We start from the raw sequence: 25992 nt of genomic DNA on the forward strand, positions 1-25992 counted from the left end.
TAAAATAATCACTAAGTTTTCAATCATTGTCTTTTGCTTTTACTGATACAGTTAATATCCAGTTCATAACTCAAGATACAATTGAGAAATGTAAATTACCATACAATTACAAAAAACCAAAGACATATTTTATAAATCGATAAATTCTTAATAATTAAACATTACTAAAAATGCAATATATACGTACAATGACAATTTACTTACAGGTTAATAAAATTACTGTTAAATAAAAATATATAAGTAATTGCGAGATATATCAAGTGAATGCAAGCATCCTGGCTCTCTCTCGCTAAATAGAGGTGTTTTTTTGATACACTTTTTAATGATTAGTTAACTATAGCAAATAAGGCTTTTAAATTACTGGGCATATAATTTGTATATGTATAATGCTACACGTCAAAAAATATGTAATTGTAAAAGATAAAGCTTGAATTGGTGATTTTAAATAGTTAATAGCGAAGTTGCTGGATGTATAAAATAAATAGGAAAAAATTTTTACTTAAAACATCCGGAAAATCTGATGCTAGGCATGATAAAAGATGAAAAATAAAACTAGCTAATAGCCAAAGCCTTTAATTGCAGAATTTGTGTCTTAACTGCTGGCACAAAATTAGCTAGCAAAAAGCCCTATCAAGGAAAAAATTGTCAGCACCATGTATGGCGAAGGGCCACATTAGGATAAATCATTAAAAATTCCCTAAGACCATAAAAAAATCTATAGCAGTCCTAATTGACTGAGTAAGAAAAAGAAGCAACTCAACTGAGATATTGAGAAACAGATTTTGCTCACGTTTGACTTTGGACTGCCATAGTAAGTTTTAGGTAATAGCTTGAGTTCTTGTCAGTTCAATGCTAATTTTTCCGCCAAAGTCTGGGATAGGTGCAGCAGGTTTACTGAGTTTTACTTGAACTTGAGTAACGCGATCGCACTCTTGGAGGATAGAGTCCGCAATTGTACCAGCTAACTTCTCTACTAAAGCAAACTTGGATGACTTCACCAGATGTTGTACCAAGCTGATCACACTGCGATAATCTAGAGTATCTGCGATCGCATCAGTTTGAGCAGGCTTACTCAGATCCAACCATAACTTGACATCCACTTCAAACCATTGCCCTAGTACCTGTTCTTCCGGTAAATACCCCGTGTAACCATAGGCTCGAATTCCCGTTAAATGAATGCAGTCCATAATATCAGAGCGAAATTTGCATTTTGGATTTTAACGTTACTATGGGGCATGGGGCATTGGGCATTGGGCATTAGGTAATTGGTAATGAGTAATTGGTGATTGGGTGTTTGTTATTTCCCCTCATCTCTCTTCTTCAGCACTCAGCACTGAATAGACTCATAAGCCTGAAAAATATGCAAAAATGCTATGGCGCTGGTTACCAACGCTGCTAACTTATAGCTCTGTTTGCTTGAATGTCGAACGCCTGTAAAAATGTTAATCAACTTTGGGCTTATATCTTGACGGAGACGCTAAAGCGCCTGGGGTTGACTTGTGCAGTTATTTGTCCAGGTTCACGTTCTACACCGCTAGCAGTCGCCTTTGCCCAACAGAAGCCTGATATTGAAGCAATTTCAATTTTAGATGAACGGTCTGCTGCTTTTTTTGCGTTGGGACAAGCTAAAGCCAGTGGTAAGCCTGTAGTACTGGTATGTACATCTGGTACAGCTGGGGCTAACTTTTATCCGGCGATTATTGAAGCCAAAGAAAGCCGCGTACCATTGCTGATATTAACTGCCGATAGACCGCCAGAACTGCGAGATTGTCATTCTGGTCAAACGATAGATCAGGTGAAATTATATGGCACTTATCCAAATTGGCAAACAGAGTTAGCTTTACCTTCCCCACACATGGGAATGCTAGCTTATCTACGACAAACAATCATCCATGCTTGGGAAAAATCACAAATTCCTAGCCAGGGGCCAGTACATCTGAATATTCCTCTGCGTGACCCCCTAGCACCCATTCCCGATGGAACTGATTTCAGCTACTTAGAATCACAGTTTCACCCAGAAGAATTTTTCACAGCCGTCATAAACTCCATCCCATTCCCCATTCCCCATTCACCATTCCCCATCCCCTCAGAATGGCAACAATGCGATCGCGGAATTATTATTGCAGGTGTTGCTCAACCAAACCAACCACAGGAGTATTGTAGAGCGATCGCCCAACTTTCCCAAACTCTGAAATGGCCCGTCTTAGCCGAGGGACTCTCCCCACTCAGAAATTACGCCGACCTCAACCTCTATTTAATTTCTACCTACGACCAGATTTTGCGAAATCCCCAACTCGCAAAACAGCTAGCACCACAAATGGTAATTCAAGTAGGAGAAATGCCTACAAGTAAAGAACTGCGTAATTGGATAACTAGTATACAACCGCAACGTTGGGTAATTGACCCCAGCGACCAAAACCTTGACCCTCTGCATGGAAGGACAATTCATTTGCGGATGAGTATTGAGGATTTGGGGACAAGGGAAGAAGACAAAGGGGAAAAATCTTTCGCTTCTCTCCCTAATTACTTGCAACTTTGGTGTCAAGCAGAAACGCAAGTCAGGGAGGCTGTTGATCAAACCTTGGCGAAAATGGAAGATTTTTTTGAAGGTAAAGCCGCTTGGTTGCTTTCACAAATTTTACCGCCAGAAACGCCGTTATTTATCGCCAACAGTATGCCTGTGCGCGATGTCGAATTCTTCTGGAAACCGAATAATTTAGGAGTGCGATCGCATTTTAACCGAGGTGCAAATGGTATCGATGGTACATTATCCACGGCTTTAGGAATGGCCCATCGTCATCACAGCAGTGTGATGCTAACAGGGGATTTAGCCTTGTTGCATGACACCAACGGTTTTTTAATCCGTAATAAATTTGTCGGACATCTGACGATTCTGTTAATTAACAACAATGGCGGCGGAATTTTTGAAATGCTACCCATTGCCAAATTCGACCCACCATTTGAAGAGTTTTTTGGCACTCCTCAGGATATTGATTTTGCCCAACTGTGCGCTACCTATGGTGTAGAGCATGAATTAATTACTTCTTGGTCGCATTTGCAGCAAAGATTAAACCCGCTTCCAGATACAGGAATTAGGGTTTTAGAGTTGCGGACAAATCGTAAAAATGATGCCAAGTGGCGACAAGAGAATTTGAAAAATTTTGCAGCAGATATTGCAATAATAATCCCGTAGATTTATTATCTTTAGCTTTCATCATCTTGACTTTCATATTTCAGATGCTCTAGGTAATCATGCCCCTGCCAAGTTAGTCGAATTTCATTTTTAGGTGTTTGGTATTTGATAGATATCAGTCCAGCTTCCTCCATAATTGCGAGATGATAGTCTACTAAATTTTTGTTGTATTCTTCGCCTAATTCAAGATAAGGATATTTAACTGGGTCATATAAAAGACCTTCTGTTTTAGAACTTTCAATAAGCGATAGTATAGTTTTCACTAATTTCAAGTCACGCTTCATACTAATTTAGTGTGATTAATAAAACTAAATTTGAATTTCTGGACAGCTAGAGTACATAGGCTGTTTTCTACTACTATAGCGCAGCCAGTTTTTCAGCAAATCTTTCTGAAAGCGATTAAGCAAAACCACCATTCAATCTTGCTCTTAGAGCGCAAATAAAAAGAATAGCTGGAATAACTCTTTTATAACTAGGTTCTGTCAACTGCCATATTGTAAATAATCCTGCACCTATCCAGCCAACTGGCCCGATAATGACAGCTATAGCGCTTGACATTGTTGTGTAAACAACAAAAGGTAAAGTAACCCCTATTACTCCGGTAAGTGTACCCAATGTTGTTGAAGCTAGTAAGTAGATACCAAAACCAGACAATTTAGCACCTGTTAAAGCAAGAAAAATACTAGTACTTCCTAATAATTCTGTTCCTTTATCAAATTGTGATGCTGTTTCTCGTAACTGTTGTTCCATTTCTCGCTTCTGTTCTGGTGTCATTTTCTCCAACATTGTTGCCATTACCTTCTGTGCGATTTTGACCTCCATTTCACTAGCAGGTTCATATTTTTCACATTTGATTTTTAACTTCTTAGCAGCGCGCCTAACTATTTTTTGATAGCTTGGTTGATCATCAAATATTTCATTAAATACATAACTGACAGCATCTTGACTCTTCTCACATAGCCGATCAACGATAGAATCGGCTGTTGGTTTTGATGCCTTAAGAATATCTGCCAATGCTTTCCTTTCCTCAAATGAGGCACGATTCAGTAAATATTTAAGGTCATCCATATTTTTAAACCTCTGAGAAAAGCAATCCTGCTAATAGTCTTCCCAGAAGTATTGTTTCTATATCAAAATGGATTTAGCAAAGCTTACATTAGGGATAGACTTTACTCAACTAAAAATCGCTATATAGCCAACTCTTGCGTTCTTCTTTGTACCTTTGCTTGATATTTACCCTCTTACTTGACCTTGTAACCACCTTTCCAAATCCGCAAGAGTAGAAAAATCTAACAACGCTTCCCCTACAGCTTCCAACTGTTCCAGCGATAAAGCCTGAATTTGAGACAACAGCACATCTGGAATATTACCCAATCGGCGGTTTAATAGTTTGAGGATTAGCGATCGCGCTTCTATTTCTTTCGCATCCCGAATAGCTTGTGGTTCTTTCTCTGAATTCAGCCGCCGTGTTACTTCAATATCCTTTCGGCTCAAGGTAGAAAACTTTTAAAGACGAATTTTAGCGATCGCTTGTCCCTTGGTCTGCGATAAAATTCTCAAGCACAATAGCCGACTCCATAGCAATGCAAGTTAACTGGCAAACTGCCAAAACCTACGAAGATATTCTGTATCAAAAAACGGATGGTATTGCCAAAATCACCATCAATCGTCCCCATAAACGTAATGCTTTCCGCCCCAAAACAGTCTTTGAACTGTATGATGCTTTCTGCGATGCCCGCGAAGATACAACTATTGGCGTAGTTTTATTTACAGGAGCAGGGCCACATACTGATGGCAAGTATGCTTTTTGCGCGGGTGGAGATCAAAGCGTCCGGGGACACGCGGGTTATGTAGATGATACTGGTGTCCCTCGCCTGAATGTGCTGGATTTACAACGCCTGATTCGTTCCATGCCAAAAGTGGTAATTGCCTTAGTAGCAGGGTATGCGATCGGTGGTGGCCATGTCTTACATTTAATTTGTGACCTGACAATTGCTGCTGATAATGCCATTTTTGGGCAAACAGGCCCCAAAGTCGGCAGCTTTGATGGTGGGTTCGGCGCTAGCTACCTCGCCCGCATCGTTGGGCAAAAAAAAGCCCGAGAAATTTGGTTTCTCTGTCGTCAATATGATGCCCAACAAGCCCTAGAAATGGGTTTAGTAAATACCGTTGTCCCAGTAGAACAATTAGAAGCTGAAGGGATTCAATGGGCGCAAGAAGTCTTAGAAAAAAGCCCCATCGCTATCCGCTGTCTCAAGTCAGCATTTAACGCTGATTGTGATGGACAAGCAGGTTTACAAGAACTTGCTGGCAATGCCACGCTTCTGTATTACATGACAGAAGAGGGTTCTGAGGGTAAACAAGCATTTTTAGAAAAGCGTCCCCCAAATTTTCGCGATTTCCCTTGGTTACCATAAAAACTTAAAAATCGCACCTTTTCATAAGGTGCGATTTTTCTAAAAATTAATCGATTGTTACAAGACTAAAAATTTTAAAGGCAAATCTTAATTTCAAACAGAATACAAACTTATACCAAATTGGTTTAACTATTCAGTCTCACCAATCCTACATATAAAATCCAAAATTGGTATTAGTTGGGGAATATATAGATGACTAGAACATGGTTAAAAGATGGCTAAATTAGTACCGTCTCTGTTCTGGCTTGTTCAGCAGTACAGATAACAGTTTCCTCAACCGGAATAACTTTAGTAAGTTCCACCTCTGAAGGTAAATTTCCACATGGAACTACAACTGGGGTAGCATCTGGTAGACTCCAAGCATCTTCTAAAGTTTCCCAAGAAGGTGCAAACGGTGGTAGTGCTAAAGAACAAGCTTTCCAGCTTCCTTGAACTGGTGCGCCTAACTGCTGACACATTCCCCCACGGCGACCTTCGGGATTGTAATGGCGGCAATATCTACAAGCAGATGTCAAAAATTTATTAGGTTTCATGTGAGTGCTTCTTTTATTTAATATTGCGGTCTAAATTTATTTGTTTATATTTTCCTTCTATATAGAAAACCTGATTAATGCCATAAGTGATTATGGTGTATAGGTTTTAGCGATCCCAAGTAAAAAATTAATTTCAGGATATTTTTATAATTTTGTTATATATTTACATGATCGTTAGAGTGTAGACATGGTAAATTTTGACAAAAAACCATTGGGGATCAACGCTAAAATTAAAAGGATAAATTTTAGCCATCCTTTCACTTCATCCTTAAGGTATAGGATTTAAGATAGATGTGTCTTGCTATTCCTCATCCTTTGGGCATAATTCGACTCCAAAGTTTCTAGTCCGGCAAAAACTAGAACTATTTGGGTAAATAGCTGCAAAATCAGTCAGCATCTATTCGATTTAATAAGATAGTCAGCCAGTAGTTTTGACAGTTATGCTTTTTTTATGGCTGAGTTCGTTTAAAGTCAAATCAAAAGAGCGTCAAGTTAAATTTACTATGGCAAATTTTAGAGCCTCAAGCATATCAAGAAAACTCTCAATAGTTAATTTAGCAATGACTTTAGATGTGAGTTCTAAATTAAAAATAAAATTTCCCGCGAGTAGGTCATAGTAGTTGGAATTTGGAGTATTTTAAAATTTTGATCAATTGCTCTGCATTAGTTTCCTTTTGCTGCAACCACTCAAAGAGAGATTCTTAACGAAAAAAACTGGACTTTAAAGCGCTTCTATATATTTGAATCAATTTTATTAAGCCCAATTTCCAAGCAAATCACACAGAAATATGTAAAGAAAAATTAAGCGATCGCCATCCAAATAGAAATTAGGAAAATTAGAACCTATATATAGTCGGGGCTTAGATAGGCTCACATCTATATAGTTATTAAAAAATGGGTGAGTAATTACTATAGTTTGCAGCCCATAATAAACTTCTTTACTCTTGTCTTCAAGTCTTTTTTTAAAAATCCTCAGCCAATACTTGCCGGTTAAGGGGAAAAAGGGGAATGGGAAAAGGGAAAGAAAAAACCTTTAACCCTTACCCTTTAACCTTTTCCCCATCTGTGTATCAGTTCTGGGTTGAAGTCAAGCTATCTGTTGCGATCGCAGATAAAAATGATAAAGGTTGACTCATATTTGCTGCAAACCCCAAAATACCTGGATCTCGATGTTCGTAGAGTAACTCGCCTTTGCTATCAAACAGAAAAGTTCCACCGCGCTGAGTTAAGTAGGCAGAATTAGGTACGTAAGTTTGCCAATTGCTGAGAACTTCCACCATATTCCGCAGTCGGAGAGTAGCTAATTCAAAGGGACGTTGAAACCCACTACCGCCAGCTAGTTTGAAAAATGAGCCTTTCAAAGCAGGTAGAGGAGTACCTTGAATAATTTCATCATCTTCAATCAGTTGCGGGGCTTGGCGATCGCCTTTGTATCCGCGAAAAACTTCTCTTAGGGTTCCTGGGCTGCCAAACCCTGCACACATTAATATGAGATTTAGCCAAGCTTTAAGAGTCACCGAAAGTCCAGGTAAACCAAGAGTCAGCCCAGAATAAAGTTTGAGTTGCTTGTGTAGTTCTGCGTTTGGTTCAACAAATAAATGTTGGGGTGGAAATCCCGTATATTCACAGAATTTTGTTCCAGAAGCGCGATCGCCAATTCCCACTGCACGAATAGCGAGTTTTTCAGGAGGCCATTTTTTAGCTTCACGCTGTAACCACCACGCATATTCAAGGCTATCAAAATCCCCAAGTTGTGGCCAGACTAAAATAAGGATATATGAGGCGCGATCGCAATTTTCTAGCAGGGGTCTGGTTATGCCATCACTAACACGCTGAAGTTCGGTCTGATGAAAAATGTTGTAGGGATTCATTCAAGGAAATCAACTGCTATTTAGTCATCAAAATTTTAGTCTAATTAATGATAATTTTCGTCTATAGAACTCATATTTGATTTTTGAAGCTCACGTAGGATGCGTTAGCGATAGCGTAACGCATCTGCACCTAATGACAGCGATTAGCAGCTATCTCTAATTGCACCGCTTTACTTACAATCAATAGTAAATTTGCCAAGCAATAATACCAATTAATACTACAAGACCTAATGCTCTACGAAAATAATTCACACCTTGAAATAATTCTAGCCAAGCCCAAGTAAAAGATGCGCCATTAGCCACGACATTTAATACTGTATTGATTGGGTCGCTTGTCAACAGAAAAGATAGTAAACCTGTCACTATCCAGACAGTTAATGGTAAGTTTGGCTTTTGAGCTATCACAATATTGCCATTGCTATCACGGAAGGTTTTATCAACTAATGTATTTTCCATAAATTCCTAATTTGTACTGTAAACGCTATCTTTTACTAGCATTTAAACATTAGGATAAATTCTTTTTCATGCATCTAAATGCTGAGATAATGACCTTAAAATATATGCATATATGAGTATATTGAACGGCATACATATACTACATTATTCGTGTCTTTTTGATATGATGTGCAAAGAGGTAATACCAATTTCAATAATGTTGGCGACAGATAAATTCTATGTAGGGGCACGGCACCAGTAAGATAACGGAATATACCCAAAGATTGTATATGCCGTGCCCCTCCTAGCCATCTGTCACTTTTTGATAACTGATATAAAAACCTGAAAATTTCAATAATTAGGCAAGCAGCTAAATCCAGAAATCACTGAATTGCTGATATTAAGGTCAATATAATGCGTAGAAATATACACAAAAATAGGGTGAGAATTACTCACCCTAAAGCTTTAATAAAAAAGGTATTAATTTGGTTGATTTTAAATTTTCAATTTTGAATCTTGCAAAAAGATTGACATTAGAATTTGCCCAAACGAATTTTTAATTCCCCAAAGGAGTTGACCTTTTTTTGTTCCAGCCACCACAAACCAACTGCCATCACGGTTGAAGCCATCAACAAAGCTGCAATGACGCGAAAGGTAGCCTGTGTGCCAAAAACTAAAGCCTCCACAGGTGCATGGGTGACATCGATGTTGGGTGTGAGTTGGTTACTAGCGATCGCCACTAAGGAAAACAAAGCACCAACAAGCGGTACACCTGCTGTCTGTCCCAATATCCGCGATAATGACAACAATCCAGAGGTAATGCCTAATTGTCCTTTGGGTGCAGCTCCCATAATGGCGCTATTGTTAGGCGATTGAAACATTCCTACTCCTAACCCATAGGGAATAATACCCACAATATAATCGGGTACAGTTAATTCTGCATCAAAATTGCTAATTAGCAAACAACCACCAGCCATTAATATTAGACCGATTAAGCTAATAATTCTTGGGCCAAAGCGGTCAGAAAGTATGCCAGCAATCGGTGCTGTAAAAACTATGAGAATCGGTGGAATTGCTAGTAATAAACTTGTTTTTTCTGTGGAGTAATGCTGCACTAATTCTAGAAAAAACGGCAAGATAAATATTGCCCCTGCCATCACAAAATTGCCGATAAAACGTAGTGCTAAACCCAAGCTAATTTCTAGAGAGCGAAAAATTCGCAAATCTAACATCGGCTCTAATATATGGGCTTCCACAATTAAAAAGCAAGCTAAACTGATGACCGATAAAACTAAAAAAGTGATAGCTGTATGAGAGTTAAAACCTTCTCTTTGTAATAAAGTAATCCCGAATGTAAAGCAGGTTAATGTTAGGGTGAGAATTAGCGTGCCAATGGCATCGAAGCGCTGTTTTACAACACCAACTTTAGAAGGAGGCACTAAACGCGCTACCAGCAAAATGCCGACAATTCCAATGGGAACATTGACTAAAAAGATTAAGGGCCAACCCCCTAAACCAATCAGCAACCCCCCAGCTGTGGGGCCTAACATAATTCCTAACCCGAAAATTCCTGCCCTAATACCTAGCCCTAATCCGCGTTCTTCGGGGGGAAACACTTCCACAATCATCGCTGTTCCCAGCCCCGATATAAAAGCAGCGCCTAACCCCTGAAGTGCACGAAAGGCAATTAAAACACCTACGTTAGGCGCTAGTCCACAAAATAGCGAGCTGAGGGTAAACACTACTAGCCCAATAATATATAGTCGCTTCTTGCTCCACATATCGCCTAATTTTGCGGCACTCATCACAAAAATAGCGATCGCCAATAAATAACTTAAAACCACCCATTGAATGGTGGCAAAGCTGGTGTGGAGTGATTCCAGCATACTTGGCAGGGCCAGGTTAACTATATATACATCTAAGGCAAAGATAAATACGCCAATGCCAATGCCTAGCGTCGCCCACCATTTTTTAGATGCTTTTGTGTCTTGCCCTAGCTCATGTAATTCTTCTTCCTGGCTTTTTGACCTTACTAGCATGTTCTCTAGCTCAAAAAATTATCCAAACTATATTCAAGGTTGAATTTCATATTTTACTACTTCATCATTTCCAGCATTTACCAGTGAGGTTTTGCTAGCAATTATGCTCAGTTTTGTTAGTCTGTCAATAGATATATATGAGCTAAAGCTGTTAATACTCAGCTAAGTAAATCTATGGCTATAACAGCTATTTGCCAATCCAATTAGTAATTAGCTCGCTCAAGGCACAACGATCTACAATTGCTGGTAGTTCTTTTTCTACATCAATAGGTGTACCTCTTTTAGCAATTTCTTTAATTTCTTGCAAAATCTTTGCTACCAAATCAGGATTTTCTGCTAATTCGGCTCTACCAATTTGCTGAATTGCTTGTTTAATGGCACTACGTCCCGACTGCGTACCTAATGCTACGCTACTTTTTAATCCTAAAATTTCTGGATTGAGGCTTTGATAAAGTTCCTCGTCTTTAGATACAGCTTTTACATGCAACCCCGCATAATGAGTAAAGGCATTTTTTCCTAATATAGGTTGATGGGGAGGAATAGCAATATGTGAATGTTCGCTAACTAACTCATATAAATCTTTTAAATATTTGAGATCCCACTTGGTATTTTCCTCGCCTATATCTATTAAATTTATAAGTAATTGCGCTAAATCAACGATGCCAGTTCGCTCACCTAAACCCATCACCGTGACATCAATAATATCTGCATTAGCACTATAAGCATCTAAGGCATTTGCTAACGCTAAACCTCTATCATTATGACAATGCACTTCTATTTGTGGATATAATTCACGTTTAGCTAGTTCAGATTTAAGAGTTTTTACATAATAAGAAATACTGCGATTTGGCAGAAATGGTGTTGTGTATCCTGCCGTATCTGCTATGCTGATGATATTAGCTCCAGCCTGGACTGCGGCACTAGCAGCCTCAATCACATTCTCTATTTTTGAGCGAACAGTATCTTCTGGTGTATACCGAATTAATAAATTATCTTGCTGCTTTCTAGCATAGCTAATAACTTCCACAATTTTATCTAGCGCTGCTGCCAAATTTAAATTGTAGTCAAGTTGCAGCCTTTTTTCCGAAACACTAAAAACAATACCTAAAAAGTCAATACCACAATCTAAGCATTTGTTAACATTCTCAATGCTGCAAAGGGAATGAGCGCCTATTTTCGCCTTAATGCCAGCATGAGAAATTTTTGTTATGGCGTTAGCAATTTCCCGATCAACTGCTGGATTGCCAGCTTCAATAATATCAACCCCTACTAAATCTAAAAACTGTGCGATCGCCAGCTTGATCTCAGGAGAAAAATAAACTCCAGGAGTTTGTTCTCCCTCTCTTAAGGTAGAGTCCAGAATCTTGATCATATCACCTATATATTTAGGGATTAAATTTTCCTAATGGAGCTTTATTAGCTACTTAGTAATAGTCTATACTTATAACTGGTGTATTTATGTCATTAATTCTGATAATTTCATAGTCAAAACTGTAGTAGTTCAAGATTCAGCAAGCAACTCTTGACTACACAATTATTGAATCTTCAGAACTCGTGAAATAAAACCCTAGTAAATGAATACAGACGGGAATAAAGATTAATTTATAGAATTTCCGAACTTTGTCAACTGGCTATTGATTTTTTATGTTGCACTAGGATAAATCTGGTGTGTACTCACTAATTAAACTGATGTTACCAGAATTAGTGCCAGCTTCGTTAAATATAAGCAGACTTTGACAAAATAAATTATCAGTTATCAGTTCTTATCGTTAACTGATAACTGATAAATTTTGACTTTTTGCTAGTTAAGATTACTCTTTAGATGCAGTTGCTTCTGTCTTCTCTGACTGCTGAGGTTCATTTGATTGTTGCAACTGTTGAAGATGAATATTATTTACCTGCACAATAAAGTATTCGATAGCTTGGCTGGCTTGCAATTGTTGTTGACTAAAATCAGAAGCATCATAACAGCGATAAGGCTGAGTTATGCCCAAAATGAATTTTTCTTGTTCAGCTTCTAATAACTCAACTGCTGTATTAGCAGCAATCCAATTCTTTTGGAAAGGAAAAGAAGTCACAATACTAGCAACGATAGAAGCAATAGCGGGACAGATTACAGGAAGCCATTTTAGCCAAGCTTGTCCAGTTTCTAACTTATCTACAAGTACTAAAATTGGCGTAACACCAGATAAAATAACAGTTGCAATTTGCAAAATATAGTAAAGGTTTCTCGCCAAAGTGCGAGTTCTTTTATAATCTTCAATCAATGTTTGGCAATACTGTAAAGCCTTTGCTCTGGCTGGAGTTACAGAGTTGCGATCGCCTGAGTTATTATTGGCTGATAAATAATTATAGAGTTCAGCTTTTCTGAGGATATCAGATTGGTTAGTATTATTACTATATTCTTGAACAGCCTGTCTATTAATTAGAAATAGAAAAATTGCAATAATTAGACCAACTGACCCAGCAATGACTAGATTTTGATTATTTTGACCGAAAAAAATAATCATTCCAGAGCCAGCAGCTACGGCAAGTAAGAAATATTCTATCAGCTTCAAAGTTAACAACCTTTCCCGACCTGATGTAGAGAAAAAGCTTTCTAACTTATAGGAAATATCCCTGTGAGTTTTCTGCTCAAAATTAGTTATGTCAGAACTAGTCATGGTTTTGTACTCCATTAGTGATGAGGTAAATTTGCTGTAGTCAAAAAAAGAGTAGGTTTGTGGCTGTGTTGTTCTCTGCGAAACAGCTTTTACGCCGCTAGCTGTAGTCGGTGAACAAAATAAACAGAACTCTAAATCTCATAAAAACTGAGCAATAGCGTCTCTGATTGCACTCGCCTGTTACTGAGCAAAGTATCTAATTTAACTACTTATTTAATATGTTTCATACAATTTAAGCTGTTACAAGACTATCTAGGTCTCAGTATTGTTGATATTTTTTACTTTTTACAATTGTAAAAATACTTATTTGCAATATCTTAATGATGTTGGAACTCGAGAGTACTTCCGATTGTTGAATTTCGAGCCGAAGAGAGGAAAAATGTCTGATATTAATCGCATACTATCGCCTGATGCAGTTATAGCTGTGCCCTCACAAGTTCCTCAACTTTGAGATCTATAAGCATAGGTGTAAGCAAGTAAATCAGATTTTAGTGAAGGACTTGAAAATTTCTACCAATCTAGTACAGCAGCACGGGAATCAAAACACTAGCTCCTTGTAAATTTCCTGCAGCGAGCAGTACTAGCATCTAGAAACCAGAAACCTCACAGGCCATTTATCAACTCTAAGCGGAGGTACATATGTTCAACAAAATTCTAGTTGCATTGGATCGCTCGCCAATGGGAAAACAGGTTTTTGATCAAGCCTTAGCTTTAGCAAAGGTAACAGGAGCTAGTTTAATGCTAGTGCATGTGCTATCTGCGGAAGAAGAAGGTAGCCCTTACGCACCTATACTATCCAATTGTGACTATTATCCAGGAATAGGCAGCCAAAGCTTTGAATACTATCAAAAGCAATGGGATATCTTTAAACATCAAGGTATTCAAATCCTACAGTCCTTCTGCGCTCAAGCAAACACAGCAGGCGTAAATGCAGAATATACCCAGCACCTTGGTAGTCCGGGTCGGATCATCTGTCAATTAGCAACTAGTTGGGGAGCTGATCTAATTGTTATGGGTCGTCGTGGTCACGCAGGACTCAAAGAACTATTTCTAGGTAGCGTCAGCAATTACGTCCTGCATCATGCTCCATGCTCTGTCCATGTTATGCATCTAACGGATGTTTCACAAGCTGAAACAGTGGTTCCAGAAAAGGCGAGTGTGACTTGATGGGGGATTTGGGAATAGGTAATTGGTAATTGGTAATTGGTAATGGGGAAGACAAACACCAAGCACCCAACACCAAATACCAAACCCCAAATAAATAACTTGTGAGCCTCAAGCAGAATAAGGAGATACACCTAATGTTGCGTCGCTTCCTACAATCATTTTGGTGGATGCTTTTGCTGGGGATATTGACGATGTTGATATTCCTAGGTTTAGAAATCAAATCCTATCAAACTGCGATCGCAGCTATTACTAAATTTGAACAAGTACCAGGCGAGATAATTTATCGCTCACATCTTAAATTAGACGATCAATCGGGAAATACTTGGCAGGTTATCTTGTGGAAGCAAATTTATCCAGGTCATCCGCCTAGCGTCAATCTCCGACTGGTAGGGTTTCCGGGTTCTGCTGAATTGATTCATCCGCAACCACTGCGAATTACTAAAGCTACAGGTGAGGTCTTGACTGCTCCCGATGTTTTTTTAGAGGAAGCACCAGTACCTAGCATTGGTCAGTATGATTTCCAAAATATTTTGCCAAAATTGCCCATAGAACCGCTACAGCTTGGTATTCCTTTGCCTGTCCAGCACTTCATTAATATTTCGGTTCCGCCATCAGTAGTGCAGGAATGGCAATCAGTAGTTAGTAACTAATTATAAAATAGCAGGTATCAAGTTATTAGCTGTTAGACCAGAGAGCGATGCCAGTATTTTCAAAGAACTTTAAAGTTACTTAGTCAACTCTTGAGTGCTGGAAATTTACGCCCTTGTCTGCAGAGTTATTCAAAGATTCTCTGGGAGATAAATTATGTTAAAAGCCGCAGATATTATGACTAAAGATGTTGCCACTATTCGCGGTTCGGCAACAGTAGCTGAAGCTGTTAAATTAATGAGAGCAAGAGACTGGCGAGCATTAATTGTAGATCGTCGCCATGAACAAGATGCTTACGGTATTGTTAGCGAAAGCGATATTACTTATAAAGTGATTGCTTATGGAAAGAATCCTCATGCAATACGCGTTTATGAGATTATGTCTAAACCTTGTATTACTATCAATCCAGACCTCGCTGTAGAATACGTTGCACGCTTATTTGCTGAGTATCATCTACATAGAGCGCCAGTTATCCAAGGTGAACTGCTGGGTATTATCTCACTTACAGATATTCTGGCTCATAGTAACTTTCTGGAACAATCTGGAACAGCGCTACTGGAACAAGAGCTGCAAGCAGAAATTAAGAGAGCTAGGATCATTTGTGCTGACACAGGTATTCGCTCAAGAGAATGTGCTGCGGCTTGGGATGCTGTAGAAGAAATGCAAGCCGAAATATCTCACCAACGCGCTCATAAGCCACCTAAGACAGCTTTTGAGGAATATTGCGAAGAATATCCAGAGGCTTCAGAAGCCAAAATGTATGATATGTAATAATTTGTCATTTGTCATTGGTCATTTGGTAATGGGTAATGGGTAATTGGTAATGGCATTTTCTCCCCTGCTTCCTCATCTACCTCATCTCCCTGATTCCCCTCTGCGTTAAAGTTCAGAAGCTGTATCTGGAGCAACTACTTCGCCAGTACCTATTTGTAATATCAAATCTTGGTCAGTAATTAGTTCCGTAAGTTCTTTAACTTGCAAATTCATTTCTTCGCAAGCTTGCCTTAATTCATGGGCAAATTTGTTGAGATCGTTGCCATAACCGCATTGGTAAGCAGCAGTTTCAATGCCCTGCTTCGCATTTGCTCTAGCACAATCTACTAATTCTGTACCAAGCAATGGTGTTGTGGATGCCATATGTCTATTTGCTAATAATTACTTGTTGTTTACAGAATAGATTACTAAGCAATTAACATTTCTTCATCCATCTAATGGAGGACGAAGTATTCACCCTAAGGGTTACTAAATTTTATTTAATATGATTCACATCATTTATCAGTTAATGGCAAAAAGGGAAGGGGAAAAGGGGCAAAAAACCTTTAACACTTACCCTTTCACCTTTTCCCCAAACCAAATTAAGATTTGAACATCCTTACCCTGACTTATTGAAAAAGTTGGGTTCTATACAGATAAAACTTTATTAAATAAGCTAATTCTGTTTGCAGAAATTTAGCCGTTGACTACATCTCCACCATTAGGATGTATGACTTGACCAGAGATATAAGAACTATCGTCAGAGGCTAAAAATACATAGCTAGGGGCAACTTCTTCAGGTTGTCCAGCGCGTTTCATGGGTACTTGTTTACCAAAACTTTCCACTTTCTCTTCGGGAAAAGTTGAGGGAATTAAAGGTGTCCAAATTGGGCCTGGTGCTACAGCATTAACTCTAATACCTTTTTCTACCAAGCTTTTTGATAAAGAACGAGTAAAAGCTACAATTGCACCTTTAGTAGAAGAGTAATCAAGGAGTTGGGGGTTACCTTTATAAGCTGTTACTGATGTAGTATTAATAATGGTACTGCCTTCTTGTAAGTGTTTTAATGCTGCTTTTGTCAAGAAGAACATCGAGAAAATATTTGTGCGAAAAGTGCGTTCTAACTGCTCTTTAGTAATATCCTCGATACTTTCTTGGGGATGTTGTTCAGCCGCATTATTGACCAGAATATCGAGCTTACCAAATTCACCTATTGTTTGTTGTACAGTGTGTTGGCAGAAATTTTCATCGCCAATATCACCTGCGATCGCAACTGCACGCCGACCTTGTTGTTCTACTAAATGTTTGGTTTCTTTCGCATCGTCATGTTCGTTCAGGTAAACGATCGCCACATCTGCACCTTCTTTGGCAAATGCGATCGCCACAGCACGGCCAATACCACTGTCACCACCTGTAATTAGTGCTACTTTATCTTTTAACTTGCCACTACCCTGGTATTTAGCATCATCTGCTTTGGGTTTTGGCTGCATTTCAGATTCTTTACCAGGCGGCTGTTGTTGCTGGGGTGGTTGTAAAGTCTTCTCTTCTGGCATAAAGCTTTTCCTACAAATTAACCAAGTCAGGATAAATAATGAATCATGAACTGATTCAATTACGAATTACGAATTACCAACTACCTAATTGCCAAAAGTAAACCTTGGATCGAAAATTCAACCCAAGGGTTACTTTGTGTATTACTTAGCATTTATAAGTTAAAGCTGTTATAACCCGGATATTAGCTCAACCTAACTCATGTTTGGTAAATGCACGTCACTAAAATAATTTCTCCCCACACCTAACACAATCTAATAACTTGAACACGGCAAACAAGTATACAACTCTCTTGTGATGAAGGATTTATCCTGTTCATCTGCTTCAAAATTAACTTTTATGTTGTAAGACTTTATCAATCTAAAGATGTAAAAAAATTTTTGTTAGCTCAATCTTAAGGGGTAAATCCTAGGGAACTAGTAAATTCAGCATTATCAATTAAGTTACTGTACACAGCAATTGTTTAGCAGTCCTAGCTTGCGATCTGAGCGCTCATCTAGATGTACCATAGTATTAATACAGTCTTGGGATCAAGACAGGGCAGGGGTTATGGTAACAGCTAATATTTCTGATTTAGACCAGGTTGATCAGTTTCGTCGTCTGCAATCTACTTTACGCGATCGCTGGAAAACTATCGAGCTATTCGATAACAGTGAGGCGGATATTCTAATTATTCCTTCTTTGAGTATCGACCAGCGAGAACTGCAAAAGGTTGAAGGCTGCGAACATTATGAAGAAAGACTATTATTTTCTTTAATTCGGTTACGAAATCCGCGTACAAGGTTAATTTATGTAACATCAATGCCGTTGCATCCTAGCATTATTGATTACTATCTGCAACTGCTACCTGGAATACCTTTTTCCCATGCCCGCAATCGTTTACTATTACTTTCAACTTATGATTCTTCTCTCAAACCTCTGAGTCAAAAGATTTTAGAACGTCCTCGTTTACTAGAGAGAATTAAGCAATCTTTGCGCCATGAAAAATCATTCATGGTTTGTTACAATTCCACATTTTTAGAAGCGGAATTATCTTTAAAATTAGATGTACCTTTGTATGCTGCTGCACCAGATTTACAGATTTGGGGTTCCAAAAGCGGTAGTCGGCAAATATTTGCTGAATGTGGTGTCCCCCATCCAGATGGTAGCCAAAGAGTTTGGAACCAGAAAGATTTAGCAGTTGCAGCTTGTGAGTTATGGGAACGCCAGCCAACATTGCAACGCATGGTAGTCAAACTCAATGAAGGTATTTCTGGAGAAGGAAATGCGTTGCTAGATTTAAGACCGATTATGAATTTAGCACCGGGAGAAGCTGGTACGGCTCAAAGAATTGCTGCAATTAGCGATCGCTTTGCAACCATGCGCTTTCAAGCCAGCCAAGAGACTTGGGCTAATTTTTCCGGACGCATCACAGAATTAGGGGCGATTGTTGAGGCCTTTGTTGAAGGAGAAATTAAGCGATCGCCTAGCGTCCAAGGACGTATTACACCCACAGGTGAAGTTGAAATTCTCTCCACTCACGACCAAATCTTGGGAGGGCCAGATGGACAAATTTATCTTGGTTGTCGATTCCCCGCAGACGAACGCTACCGTTTGGAATTGCAGCAACTAGGTTTGCAAGTTGGCAGAAAACTTGCCCAGAAAGGTGCTTTAGAAAGGTTTGGCGTAGATTTTATCGCGGTTGATCAGGGTAGTGGACAGTGGGATATTCAAGCGATCGAAATTAATCTGCGTAAAGGCGGGACTACCCATCCTTTTATGACGCTGAAACTATTAACCAACGGTCGCTATGACCTATCTACCGGGTTATTTTATAGTCAACAAGGTCGTCCCAAATATTACATTGCTACCGACAACCTACAAAAAGACCGCTATCAAGGATTATTACCTAATGACTTGATGGATATCATCGCTCATTACAGATTACACTTTGATAGCTGCACAGAAACAGGTACAGTATTTCATCTCATGGGTTGTCTATCGCAGTTTGGCAAGTTGGGATTAACCAGCATTGGTGATTCTCTGCAGCAAGCTGAAGATATATACAACAAGGTTGTGAAAGTCATCGATCAAGAAAGCCGCAGTGACAATCAAGATTCACTATCATTCTCAGATTATGCCTTTCCTCTAATTTGGGATGGACATAGCCAGTAAGCTTTTCTTAGTCAAGCTTAGGTAAGCTGTTTATTTTTCGACAGCAGGGTGCTTTCATACGAAAAAAGGAAAATACATAAGTCTTGATTTCTCGTTTTGTAGCATGGCTTTTTCCCTCTCTCCAAACCTCTCTCCCACGGGGAGAGAGGCTTTGAAACCCACTTTTAGTTTTTCTCTGCTTGTATGAAACCACCCTGAGCGGTTTATTTTTCGACAGGGGTTCAGCCTATATTTTTCAAGCTAAACCCCTGTTTTCTGCTGTATAGGCTACACCAATGGCGTACCTTACTTCTCCACAGGGGTACATCCTGAAATTCAAATTATCTGTCTACGTATGTCCTGTGTGTATTTCGTAATAGGGATGGGTTACACACTTATGACCAGCGATCGCAATTAAAATCTTGCCAGGCTTTACCTTCAGTTTCTAGAGTAAATTTCCAGCCATAAACTGGTGATTTTTAGAATACAAGATACTATTAACCAGCTATTTATCACTATTTCAGCAATTTTGAATAGCATTGGCATTCAATAATTTTGCGATTATAACTGAATAGTGACTTGCCACCAGCCTATGAGCTGCACTCACACATAAGAACGGCTCATCTACCCAATACTACAGGTTGCTTCAACTCTTCACTTGTTCCAAAGTTCATTAAACCCAAAACTTGTAACAAAACATTTAAGTAATTAATACTTAAATTAATTTTTCTTTGCATCATTTGCAACTAGTGATAATACGGTGAAATGTGAATAACAAAAAATATTTTAAACCGATCATTTTGCCAGATTAAAAGACTAGTATCCTTCTAAAAAAAATCTATAACCCTTATAGATACGACTTTTTAGCTAATTTTGTCTATCCCATATAACAAAATTAGTATACTTTGCCTTGTCTTTATAAATACTTTGCTATAGGATAAATCAACCTTAGTACAGTGTTATGTTTTTTGCTTTAGTGTGAGGATTTTACTGTGTTAAAAGAAAAAGCCTTAAGTATATTATTACTCAACAGATTGCCGTCTATTTCCTTAGGGTTAGGAAAAACGTTAGTAACTGGTATTTTGCTGACTACAGCGATTTCAACGCATCCTGCTGCTGCAGCAGATAAGTTATTAGCTGATAATACCAGCAGTGAATTTAGTTCTGCTGACACAGCATTAGAGGATACCACCGCTTTTAAGAGCGCCATACAGCAGGATATAGACTGGAGAAAAGTCACTATAGAAGATAGCAGCCCCACTGTTGAATTCAGTTCTTCGCAAAGCCTGCAAGCATCTTCTGCTAGTTCTCATATTATTGCCAAGTCTAATGCAGACTTAAGAGCAAAAGATTTACTGTCTCAAAAGACAGAAACCGCATTCAACCACAAAAAACCCACGCAAATTGCTCAAACAGATTCTTCTGGAGTTGTAGGTGATACTTTAGGAGAAGCCAATAGGTTACGCCAAGAATTATTAGTTGAACCCTTAGTTGAAATACCCAGAGCTCGCTTAGGCGGCGCACCTGCTTCTAGTGCTGGTACTCCCACTGCTTATGGTGCTAGCTGGGGTCAAGCTTTCATTGGTGGGGGAATATATATTCCTTTAGATCAAGGTAAAACAGATGGTTCACTAGCTCTAGGCTTTGGTTTAGGAGATGCGGTGAAATCCGTAGGGCTGGAAGTTGACCTCAATATTATTAGCGTAGGTGGTCAAAATCCCAATTTTAGTGACTTTGGTGAAAGTGGCGGTATCGGTTTCAAACTACACAAATACTTTGCTGATGGAACAGCAGTCGCTATTGGTTGGTCTAACCCCATTAGCTGGGGGGATGCTGACAAAGCTAAAGACACAATCTATGGAGTGGTTACTAAAGCATTTTACTTACAGCCAAATAATGAAAATAATCAAATGCCTTTGACTGTTTCTCTTGGTCTTGGAAGCGGTGATTTTCGCTCTCTAGGTTCATTTAGGAACTCAAAAGATAATCCACCAAATATTTTCGGCAGTGTTGGCTTACGAGTTATACCACAAGCATCCTTAGTAGGTAGCTGGACTGGGAATGCTTTAAACATGGGTGCGTCTTTTGCTCCTTTTCCAAATACTCCAATAGTTATCAATACTATTTTCACAGACCTAACTGGCAGCTTCAGCAATGGTCTTGGTTTTAGTTTGAGTGCAGGGTATAGTATCCAGTTTTAAATTATGCCTGATGTGAAGAAAAAACTCCTCTTTATCAATCAAGGTTTCCAGACTTATTAAAAATTGTAGTTTTGGAACGATGGAAGAGGTTACAAAATTTACGGTACTCAATTCACATTAGACGTAGATTCTAAATTTTATCGCTGAATAAATCTGAGACAAAAGCATGAAAAAGCAAAAATTCCCCCTAAGTTTTGGTCTCGTGTTAATGTTATCGACTGTTTTGCTGGCTACTGCTAATAGAACAAATGCTGGTACATTTGTTAATCAAGGAACTAGCCAAGAATCATCAGGTTACTCTGGTGGTAGTTTCATTCCGCCAAATCCAATAACTCGCCCCCCCCAAATAGTACCAGGTACTAATTTAGAACTTGGCCCAAATGGAGAACTGATAGTTACAGCAGAAGCTCAAGCAGCGCTTAATCAAGCTGCATCTGAGATAACTAGCCAAACTGCTGGAGCTAATACAATATCTGGCGCAATTTTAGTCCTTTTGAAGGGACAAGATAGTTTTGATAGCGCCAAAACTCAATTACAGACAAACCTAGTCACTTTAGGAGCCAGTCAAGAATCAGTACAAGCATTTATCACCTCCATATCAGGTTTATTGGCAACAGAAAATGTCAATATTACTCAGTTCAATAACGCTGTGAATGCTTGGAATAATCTGATAAAACAACTTAGCCCTCAATCTCTCCGCGAGTTTATGAAAAATCAAGATATTGCGAAACTTGCGAAAGATTTGAAAAAATTAAGACAAGCTTTAAAGAAAGCTAGTTAAAACATCAGAATATCCTGATTTAAAGTGTCCATAATTCTGATTTTTTACCATCCCTCTTTTAAAAAGGGATGGTTTTTATTTTATAATTCAAAATTACGCCTGAAGCGCGAGTCAATGTTATTTGATTTTTTCTGGTTGCAAATATTGCAGAGTGTTTGAAGATTGCTAATATCATTTTGACCACCACGCGACAGAGGGATAATATGGTCGATAGAGAGGTTAGTTTCTAAAGCCGTTTTACCACAACTTTGGCATTGATATTTATCGCGTTGAAATACATACTTTCTTACTTCTACAGGTATATTAATGCGTGGGGTTTTATTCATGAAAATAGCTCTAAAAGCTAGAGAATAGAAAAGAGGAATTAATTGCTCACAAAACCAAAAAACTAGTAATCCACCACATTAATTTTGCTAGGCTGCGAGATACCCGACTTCTTCAAGAAGTCGGGTATCTGACACCTCGCAACCCCTCATTACTTATGTGGTGAACTACTAGTTACTCAACAAAAAAACCGAACAATAATTTTGGAGGGGGTTTCGGGGATTCTCCCCCAATTCTTCTGGATTCTTTTATAAGTGACAAATTAATCGCTAATGACCTTAACCCAAGGGTATTGACTTAAAACTAGGAAAAACAATCGCAAGAATAATTGGAATATCTACATATAATAAATTATGAATTTATAAACTTACTGTTAACAGCAAGTTTATAAATTTCTGGAATTATTTGCCACAGTAAAACTTAGCTTTTCATCACGGCATTCAACAGGAAGTTTGCATCGAACCGTACTACGTCAGTACAGGGTAGCCCAGTTTCTTTTGTAGTTTGGGCGATCGCATCTTTAGCTGCCGCTTCATCTAAATGTGCTGTGTTTAATGCTATACCTACAACAGGCACAGGGGCAAAGGCACCAGCCGCACTAGCTACAGTTTCATACAACCGAATCACCTCTGGTAAAGGCGGAATGGGTACATGGGGATGATTGCGGATATGGGTTTGTCCTACTTTATGTACGAGTATTAATTGCGTCGGTTGGGAACCACGAATCAAAGGTAAGGTGGCTGTTGAGCCGGGATGCAATAAGGAACCTTGTCCTTCCACATGGACAATGTCGTAGTTTTTGCCGTAGCGCATCAGCATTTGTTCCACTGCACCAGCCGCAAAGTCTACCCGCACGGCATCCAGAGGTATACCATCGCCTTCTAACATTACGCCAGTTTGACCTGTTGCCAAAAACTTAGAACGCCATCCCCGGCGTTTTGCTGCCCAATGCAGTTCTAAGCTTGTTGACATCTTACCAATCGCCATGTCAGTTCCTACTGTCAACACCCGCCGACAGGGAAGGGTGCGCGCCAACCCACCAGCAACACCTAAATTCGGTGGTTCTTTGCGGACATCCCAAATTATTTGTCCTGGTTTTAGCAGTGCATTTAACTCTGGCATTGTTGCCAATGGTGTATGCAAACCATTGACTAGAGACATTCCCGCTTGTAGCGCATCTTTGATTTCATGCCAATAATCATCTGGTACGGCACCACCTTTAGGGGCTATACCAATTACCAAAACTTGTGGCTGATATTCTAAAGATGCGGCTACTGACTCCACAATCGGGACATCACGTTTGATACCCGTGAGTGCTGATAGAGATTTTCCTGCACAGTCGCGATCGATGACAGCCACTATAGGGGCTTCACTATAGCGTAAAATCGCCAACCCAGTTTTCCCCTGGTTGCCAGCAGTTCCCTCATGTAGCAAAATAGCAATTCGTTGATTAAGTGGCAGACGCACTGTGTTGTACCCCCAAACCTGGTAAATCGTTGGGCAAAACTCTTCCTTCTTTGATCAATGCACCTGTAAAAGGATCGTTGATGAGGTTGAGATGACTGTCTAAATCTAAATAATCAGCCAGCGGAGCCAGCTGTGCTGCGGCTGTATTAGCTAACGAACTATCAGAATAGCAACCAAACATCACTTGTAAACCATAGGCTTTTGCAGTGTGTACCATTCGCATTGCCTCTGTTAAGCCTCCCGATTTCATGAGTTTGATATTAATGCCATCTACATAGTTTGCTAGTTGAGGGATATCGGTGCTGGTAAAGCAACTTTCATCGACAAATATCGGCAGAGGCGATCGCGCTTTTAATTCTGCTAAACCTTGTTCCTGTCCCCGTGGTAGTGGCTGTTCTACATACTTTATACCTAAATCAGCTAACCAACTAGTCATGGCGATCGCATCTGGCAAACTCCAACCGCCATTAGCATCAACAAAAAATTCCAAATTCGGTGCTTCCTCACGGACTGCTAAGAACATTTTCCGATCCGCATCTATGCCATCCGGACTACCTAGCTTCACCTTGAAAACACGAACATCTGTAAATTCTAACCAGTCCCGTGCCCTAGCTTTGGCTGCTGCTGGTGAGTTGATGCCAATGGTAACTGAGGTAGGCACTATCAAATGGCGATCAAGTCCCCAAAGTTGCCACACTGGTAAACAGACAAGCTTACCTAGCCAATCGTGCATTGCCATATCCACTGCGGCTCTCACTGCAGAAGGAGCCTGTACTGCGATTAAAGCTTGTTCAACTTGCTGCCTTTGGAATGGGCTAAAAGGTTGCAAAATTGGTGCTATTTCTTGTAAAGCCTCTTTAATTTTCTCTGTTGATTGCGAATGATTGCCTACACCAAATGGTGACGCTTCTCCCCAGCCTTCAATCCCATCTTGGGAAATACTCACCCATACATTCGTTGTCTGTGACGTTGTCCCCCGACTAATTGTCAAAGGAAAACGTTTATTTACAGTAAATATTTTGACCTGAAGTTGCATATATATACTTTATCTATGGCTAGGCCAAATATCACAAATATCACAGTGTAGGGCTAAAGTTTAGTTGATTTGATACATCTGTTATACTTTTTTACATAGTCAAAATTGCCAGATTTAGACATATTGCTGTCAAATGCTAGCGTATATATGAAAAATCTCAAAAAATGGACAACTTTAACATCAAAGATGGTATTAGATCATCCTTGGTGTAAGGTCAGACGAGATGAAATAGAATTACCTAACGGCAAAATTATTGATGATTATTTTGTTAATCTCAAACCAGAAGTAGCTTTAATTTTACCGATAACTAGCAATCAAGAAATTGTGTTTGTCCGGCAATATCGTCATGCTGTTGGCGATTTTTTTATAGAACTCCCTGCAGGTAGTTTTGATCCACAACAAGAAAGTGCAGAAGTAGCAGCAGTGCGAGAACTAGCAGAAGAAACTGGTTATGTTACGCAAGCAGTACGAAAAATTGCCACACTATACGATAAGCCCAGTAAAGATACGAATCAAATTCATTTATTCCTAGCAGAAAATGTAGTGCAAGTTCAAGAACAAAAGTTAGATATTACAGAAGAAATTGAAGTGATCTTAATACCCGTAACATCGGTGTTAGAAAAAATTGCTCAAGGTGAAATTGCCGTGGCGGGTACTGTGGCAGCGTTGTTTTTAGGGTTAAATTTCCTCAAATCTGGTAAGTAATAAATTTGGCTAAGAGAATTTTTGAGAGATTGCGATCGCACTTGATTTAAACCTAATAAAAAATAGTTTTGAAG

Annotated in this window: 24 protein-coding genes; 9 read left to right on the forward strand and 15 right to left on the reverse strand. The window is 39.2% G+C overall.

The features are described from left to right. Nucleotides 1-818 precede the first annotated feature (818 nt). Complete coding sequence (gene folB, locus AACU25_RS02135; protein WP_096573705.1) at nt 819-1187, reverse strand: dihydroneopterin aldolase; 369 nt, start codon at nt 1185-1187, stop codon at nt 819-821. Nucleotides 1188-1420: 233 nt separating this feature from the next. Between folB and menD the strand changes: the two genes are divergently transcribed. Then, nucleotides 1421-3193, forward strand: coding sequence for a 2-succinyl-5-enolpyruvyl-6-hydroxy-3-cyclohexene-1-carboxylic-acid synthase (gene menD / locus AACU25_RS02140; protein ID WP_096573706.1), 1773 nt, complete (start codon nt 1421-1423; stop codon nt 3191-3193). 11 nt (nt 3194-3204) lie between these two features. On the opposite strand, the gene AACU25_RS02145 is transcribed toward menD, so the two are convergent. The 3 genes from AACU25_RS02145 to AACU25_RS02155 all read right to left on the reverse strand — a co-directional run bounded on the left by AACU25_RS02145 (nt 3205) and on the right by AACU25_RS02155 (nt 4687). Beyond that, nucleotides 3205-3477, reverse strand: coding sequence for a DUF2513 domain-containing protein (locus AACU25_RS02145; RefSeq protein ID WP_096573707.1), 273 nt, complete (start codon nt 3475-3477; stop codon nt 3205-3207). Nucleotides 3478-3592: 115 nt separating this feature from the next. After that, nucleotides 3593-4261, reverse strand: a complete 669-nt coding sequence (locus tag AACU25_RS02150; protein ID WP_096573708.1) for a YaaW family protein — start codon at nt 4259-4261, stop codon at nt 3593-3595. A 165-nt stretch (nt 4262-4426) separates the two neighbouring features. Then, a complete protein-coding gene (locus AACU25_RS02155) occupies nt 4427-4687 on the reverse strand; it encodes a DUF4351 domain-containing protein (protein ID WP_096573709.1) in 261 nt (86 codons plus the stop codon). 89 nt (nt 4688-4776) lie between these two features. Here AACU25_RS02155 and menB point away from each other — a divergent pair, with 89 nt between their 5' ends. Continuing rightward, nucleotides 4777-5610, forward strand: coding sequence for a 1,4-dihydroxy-2-naphthoyl-CoA synthase (gene menB / locus AACU25_RS02160; RefSeq protein ID WP_096573710.1), 834 nt, complete (start codon nt 4777-4779; stop codon nt 5608-5610). Nucleotides 5611-5828: 218 nt separating this feature from the next. Here menB and AACU25_RS02165 read toward each other — a convergent pair whose 3' ends face one another. From AACU25_RS02165 to AACU25_RS02190, 6 genes are all read right to left on the reverse strand, one after another. Then, entirely contained in the window at nt 5829-6143 is a 315-nt protein-coding gene (locus tag AACU25_RS02165) for a hypothetical protein (protein ID WP_096573711.1), read from the reverse strand. A gap of 1070 nt (nt 6144-7213) precedes the next feature. Continuing rightward, complete coding sequence (locus AACU25_RS02170; protein ID WP_096573712.1) at nt 7214-8014, reverse strand: peroxiredoxin-like family protein; 801 nt, start codon at nt 8012-8014, stop codon at nt 7214-7216. A 180-nt stretch (nt 8015-8194) separates the two neighbouring features. Further along, nucleotides 8195-8470, reverse strand: coding sequence for a hypothetical protein (locus tag AACU25_RS02175; protein WP_096573713.1), 276 nt, complete (start codon nt 8468-8470; stop codon nt 8195-8197). A gap of 512 nt (nt 8471-8982) precedes the next feature. Next, nucleotides 8983-10488 carry an MFS transporter gene (locus AACU25_RS02180; protein WP_096573714.1) on the reverse strand — a complete coding sequence of 502 codons (1506 nt, stop codon included), beginning with the start codon at nt 10486-10488 and terminating at the stop codon, nt 8983-8985. 187 nt (nt 10489-10675) lie between these two features. Further along, on the reverse strand, nt 10676-11860 hold the full coding sequence (locus AACU25_RS02185; protein WP_096573715.1) for a LeuA family protein: 1185 nt from the start codon (nt 11858-11860) through the stop codon (nt 10676-10678). Between the two features lie 439 nt (nt 11861-12299). Beyond that, complete coding sequence (locus AACU25_RS02190) at nt 12300-13151, reverse strand: DUF4231 domain-containing protein (protein ID WP_096573716.1); 852 nt, start codon at nt 13149-13151, stop codon at nt 12300-12302. Between the two features lie 639 nt (nt 13152-13790). Between AACU25_RS02190 and AACU25_RS02195 the strand changes: the two genes are divergently transcribed. The 3 genes from AACU25_RS02195 (at nt 13791) to AACU25_RS02205 (ending at nt 15737) form a co-directional block, all read left to right on the forward strand. After that, complete coding sequence (locus AACU25_RS02195; RefSeq protein ID WP_096573717.1) at nt 13791-14318, forward strand: universal stress protein; 528 nt, start codon at nt 13791-13793, stop codon at nt 14316-14318. Nucleotides 14319-14452: 134 nt separating this feature from the next. After that, the gene (locus tag AACU25_RS02200; protein WP_096573718.1) at nt 14453-14968 is read left to right on the forward strand and encodes a DUF3122 domain-containing protein; all 516 of its coding nucleotides are present in this window, start codon (nt 14453-14455) and stop codon (nt 14966-14968) included. Nucleotides 14969-15122: 154 nt separating this feature from the next. Continuing rightward, nucleotides 15123-15737 carry a CP12 domain-containing protein gene (locus tag AACU25_RS02205; protein ID WP_096573719.1) on the forward strand — a complete coding sequence of 205 codons (615 nt, stop codon included), beginning with the start codon at nt 15123-15125 and terminating at the stop codon, nt 15735-15737. A gap of 108 nt (nt 15738-15845) precedes the next feature. Here the strand turns inward: AACU25_RS02205 and AACU25_RS02210 are convergent, their stop codons facing one another. Further along, nucleotides 15846-16103 (reverse strand): hypothetical protein, encoded by a 258-nt coding sequence (locus AACU25_RS02210; RefSeq protein ID WP_096573720.1) that lies wholly within the window; start codon nt 16101-16103, stop codon nt 15846-15848. 312 nt (nt 16104-16415) lie between these two features. Further along, complete coding sequence (locus tag AACU25_RS02215) at nt 16416-17273, reverse strand: SDR family oxidoreductase (protein WP_096573721.1); 858 nt, start codon at nt 17271-17273, stop codon at nt 16416-16418. Nucleotides 17274-17820: 547 nt separating this feature from the next. On the opposite strand from AACU25_RS02215, the gene AACU25_RS02220 reads away from it, so the two are divergent. From AACU25_RS02220 to AACU25_RS02230, 3 genes are all read left to right on the forward strand, one after another. Further along, entirely contained in the window at nt 17821-19425 is a 1605-nt protein-coding gene (locus AACU25_RS02220; protein ID WP_096573722.1) for a peptide ligase PGM1-related protein, read from the forward strand. 971 nt (nt 19426-20396) lie between these two features. Further along, nucleotides 20397-21605, forward strand: coding sequence for a hypothetical protein (locus AACU25_RS02225; RefSeq protein ID WP_096573723.1), 1209 nt, complete (start codon nt 20397-20399; stop codon nt 21603-21605). A 208-nt stretch (nt 21606-21813) separates the two neighbouring features. Beyond that, a complete protein-coding gene (locus AACU25_RS02230; RefSeq protein WP_096573724.1) occupies nt 21814-22386 on the forward strand; it encodes a hypothetical protein in 573 nt (190 codons plus the stop codon). Between the two features lie 80 nt (nt 22387-22466). Here the strand turns inward: AACU25_RS02230 and AACU25_RS02235 are convergent, their stop codons facing one another. The 3 genes from AACU25_RS02235 to AACU25_RS02245 all read right to left on the reverse strand — a co-directional run bounded on the left by AACU25_RS02235 (nt 22467) and on the right by AACU25_RS02245 (nt 25213). Continuing rightward, complete coding sequence (locus AACU25_RS02235; protein WP_096573725.1) at nt 22467-22712, reverse strand: HNH endonuclease; 246 nt, start codon at nt 22710-22712, stop codon at nt 22467-22469. 418 nt (nt 22713-23130) lie between these two features. Continuing rightward, a complete protein-coding gene (locus AACU25_RS02240) occupies nt 23131-24177 on the reverse strand; it encodes an N-acetyltransferase DgcN family protein (RefSeq protein ID WP_096573726.1) in 1047 nt (348 codons plus the stop codon). Then, nucleotides 24161-25213 (reverse strand): dipeptide epimerase, encoded by a 1053-nt coding sequence (locus tag AACU25_RS02245; protein ID WP_096573727.1) that lies wholly within the window; start codon nt 25211-25213, stop codon nt 24161-24163. The genes AACU25_RS02240 and AACU25_RS02245 overlap by 17 nt, the downstream gene beginning before the upstream one ends. A gap of 147 nt (nt 25214-25360) precedes the next feature. Here AACU25_RS02245 and AACU25_RS02250 point away from each other — a divergent pair, with 147 nt between their 5' ends. Then, complete coding sequence (locus AACU25_RS02250) at nt 25361-25918, forward strand: NUDIX hydrolase (RefSeq protein ID WP_096573728.1); 558 nt, start codon at nt 25361-25363, stop codon at nt 25916-25918. Nucleotides 25919-25992 lie beyond the last annotated feature (74 nt).

The sequence above is a fragment of the Tolypothrix tenuis PCC 7101 genome (assembly GCF_963874875.1).
Classification (GTDB): Bacteria; Cyanobacteriota; Cyanobacteriia; order Cyanobacteriales; family Nostocaceae; genus Aulosira; species Aulosira tenue.

What these genes read in the sequence shown, in the direction of transcription:
- menB (WP_096573710.1), top strand. Translation starts at nt 4,777, where the DNA reads ATGCAAGTTAACTGGCAAACTGCCAAAACCTACGAAGATATTCTGTAT.
- AACU25_RS02250 (WP_096573728.1), top strand. Translation starts at nt 25,361, where the DNA reads ATGAAAAATCTCAAAAAATGGACAACTTTAACATCAAAGATGGTATTA.
- AACU25_RS02205 (WP_096573719.1), top strand. Translation starts at nt 15,123, where the DNA reads ATGTTAAAAGCCGCAGATATTATGACTAAAGATGTTGCCACTATTCGC.
- AACU25_RS02230 (WP_096573724.1), top strand. Translation starts at nt 21,814, where the DNA reads ATGTTATCGACTGTTTTGCTGGCTACTGCTAATAGAACAAATGCTGGT.
- AACU25_RS02180 (WP_096573714.1), bottom strand. Translation starts at nt 10,488, where the DNA reads ATGCTAGTAAGGTCAAAAAGCCAGGAAGAAGAATTACATGAGCTAGGG.
- AACU25_RS02195 (WP_096573717.1), top strand. Translation starts at nt 13,791, where the DNA reads ATGTTCAACAAAATTCTAGTTGCATTGGATCGCTCGCCAATGGGAAAA.
- AACU25_RS02175 (WP_096573713.1), bottom strand. Translation starts at nt 8,470, where the DNA reads ATGGAAAATACATTAGTTGATAAAACCTTCCGTGATAGCAATGGCAAT.
- AACU25_RS02190 (WP_096573716.1), bottom strand. Translation starts at nt 13,151, where the DNA reads ATGACTAGTTCTGACATAACTAATTTTGAGCAGAAAACTCACAGGGAT.
- AACU25_RS02220 (WP_096573722.1), top strand. Translation starts at nt 17,821, where the DNA reads ATGGTAACAGCTAATATTTCTGATTTAGACCAGGTTGATCAGTTTCGT.
- AACU25_RS02200 (WP_096573718.1), top strand. Translation starts at nt 14,453, where the DNA reads ATGTTGCGTCGCTTCCTACAATCATTTTGGTGGATGCTTTTGCTGGGG.
- AACU25_RS02245 (WP_096573727.1), bottom strand. Translation starts at nt 25,213, where the DNA reads ATGCAACTTCAGGTCAAAATATTTACTGTAAATAAACGTTTTCCTTTG.
- AACU25_RS02150 (WP_096573708.1), bottom strand. Translation starts at nt 4,261, where the DNA reads ATGGATGACCTTAAATATTTACTGAATCGTGCCTCATTTGAGGAAAGG.
- AACU25_RS02235 (WP_096573725.1), bottom strand. Translation starts at nt 22,712, where the DNA reads ATGAATAAAACCCCACGCATTAATATACCTGTAGAAGTAAGAAAGTAT.
- folB (WP_096573705.1), bottom strand. Translation starts at nt 1,187, where the DNA reads ATGGACTGCATTCATTTAACGGGAATTCGAGCCTATGGTTACACGGGG.
- AACU25_RS02145 (WP_096573707.1), bottom strand. Translation starts at nt 3,477, where the DNA reads ATGAAGCGTGACTTGAAATTAGTGAAAACTATACTATCGCTTATTGAA.
- AACU25_RS02210 (WP_096573720.1), bottom strand. Translation starts at nt 16,103, where the DNA reads ATGGCATCCACAACACCATTGCTTGGTACAGAATTAGTAGATTGTGCT.
- AACU25_RS02185 (WP_096573715.1), bottom strand. Translation starts at nt 11,860, where the DNA reads ATGATCAAGATTCTGGACTCTACCTTAAGAGAGGGAGAACAAACTCCT.
- AACU25_RS02165 (WP_096573711.1), bottom strand. Translation starts at nt 6,143, where the DNA reads ATGAAACCTAATAAATTTTTGACATCTGCTTGTAGATATTGCCGCCAT.
- AACU25_RS02215 (WP_096573721.1), bottom strand. Translation starts at nt 17,273, where the DNA reads ATGCCAGAAGAGAAGACTTTACAACCACCCCAGCAACAACAGCCGCCT.
- menD (WP_096573706.1), top strand. Translation starts at nt 1,421, where the DNA reads ATGTCGAACGCCTGTAAAAATGTTAATCAACTTTGGGCTTATATCTTG.
- AACU25_RS02170 (WP_096573712.1), bottom strand. Translation starts at nt 8,014, where the DNA reads ATGAATCCCTACAACATTTTTCATCAGACCGAACTTCAGCGTGTTAGT.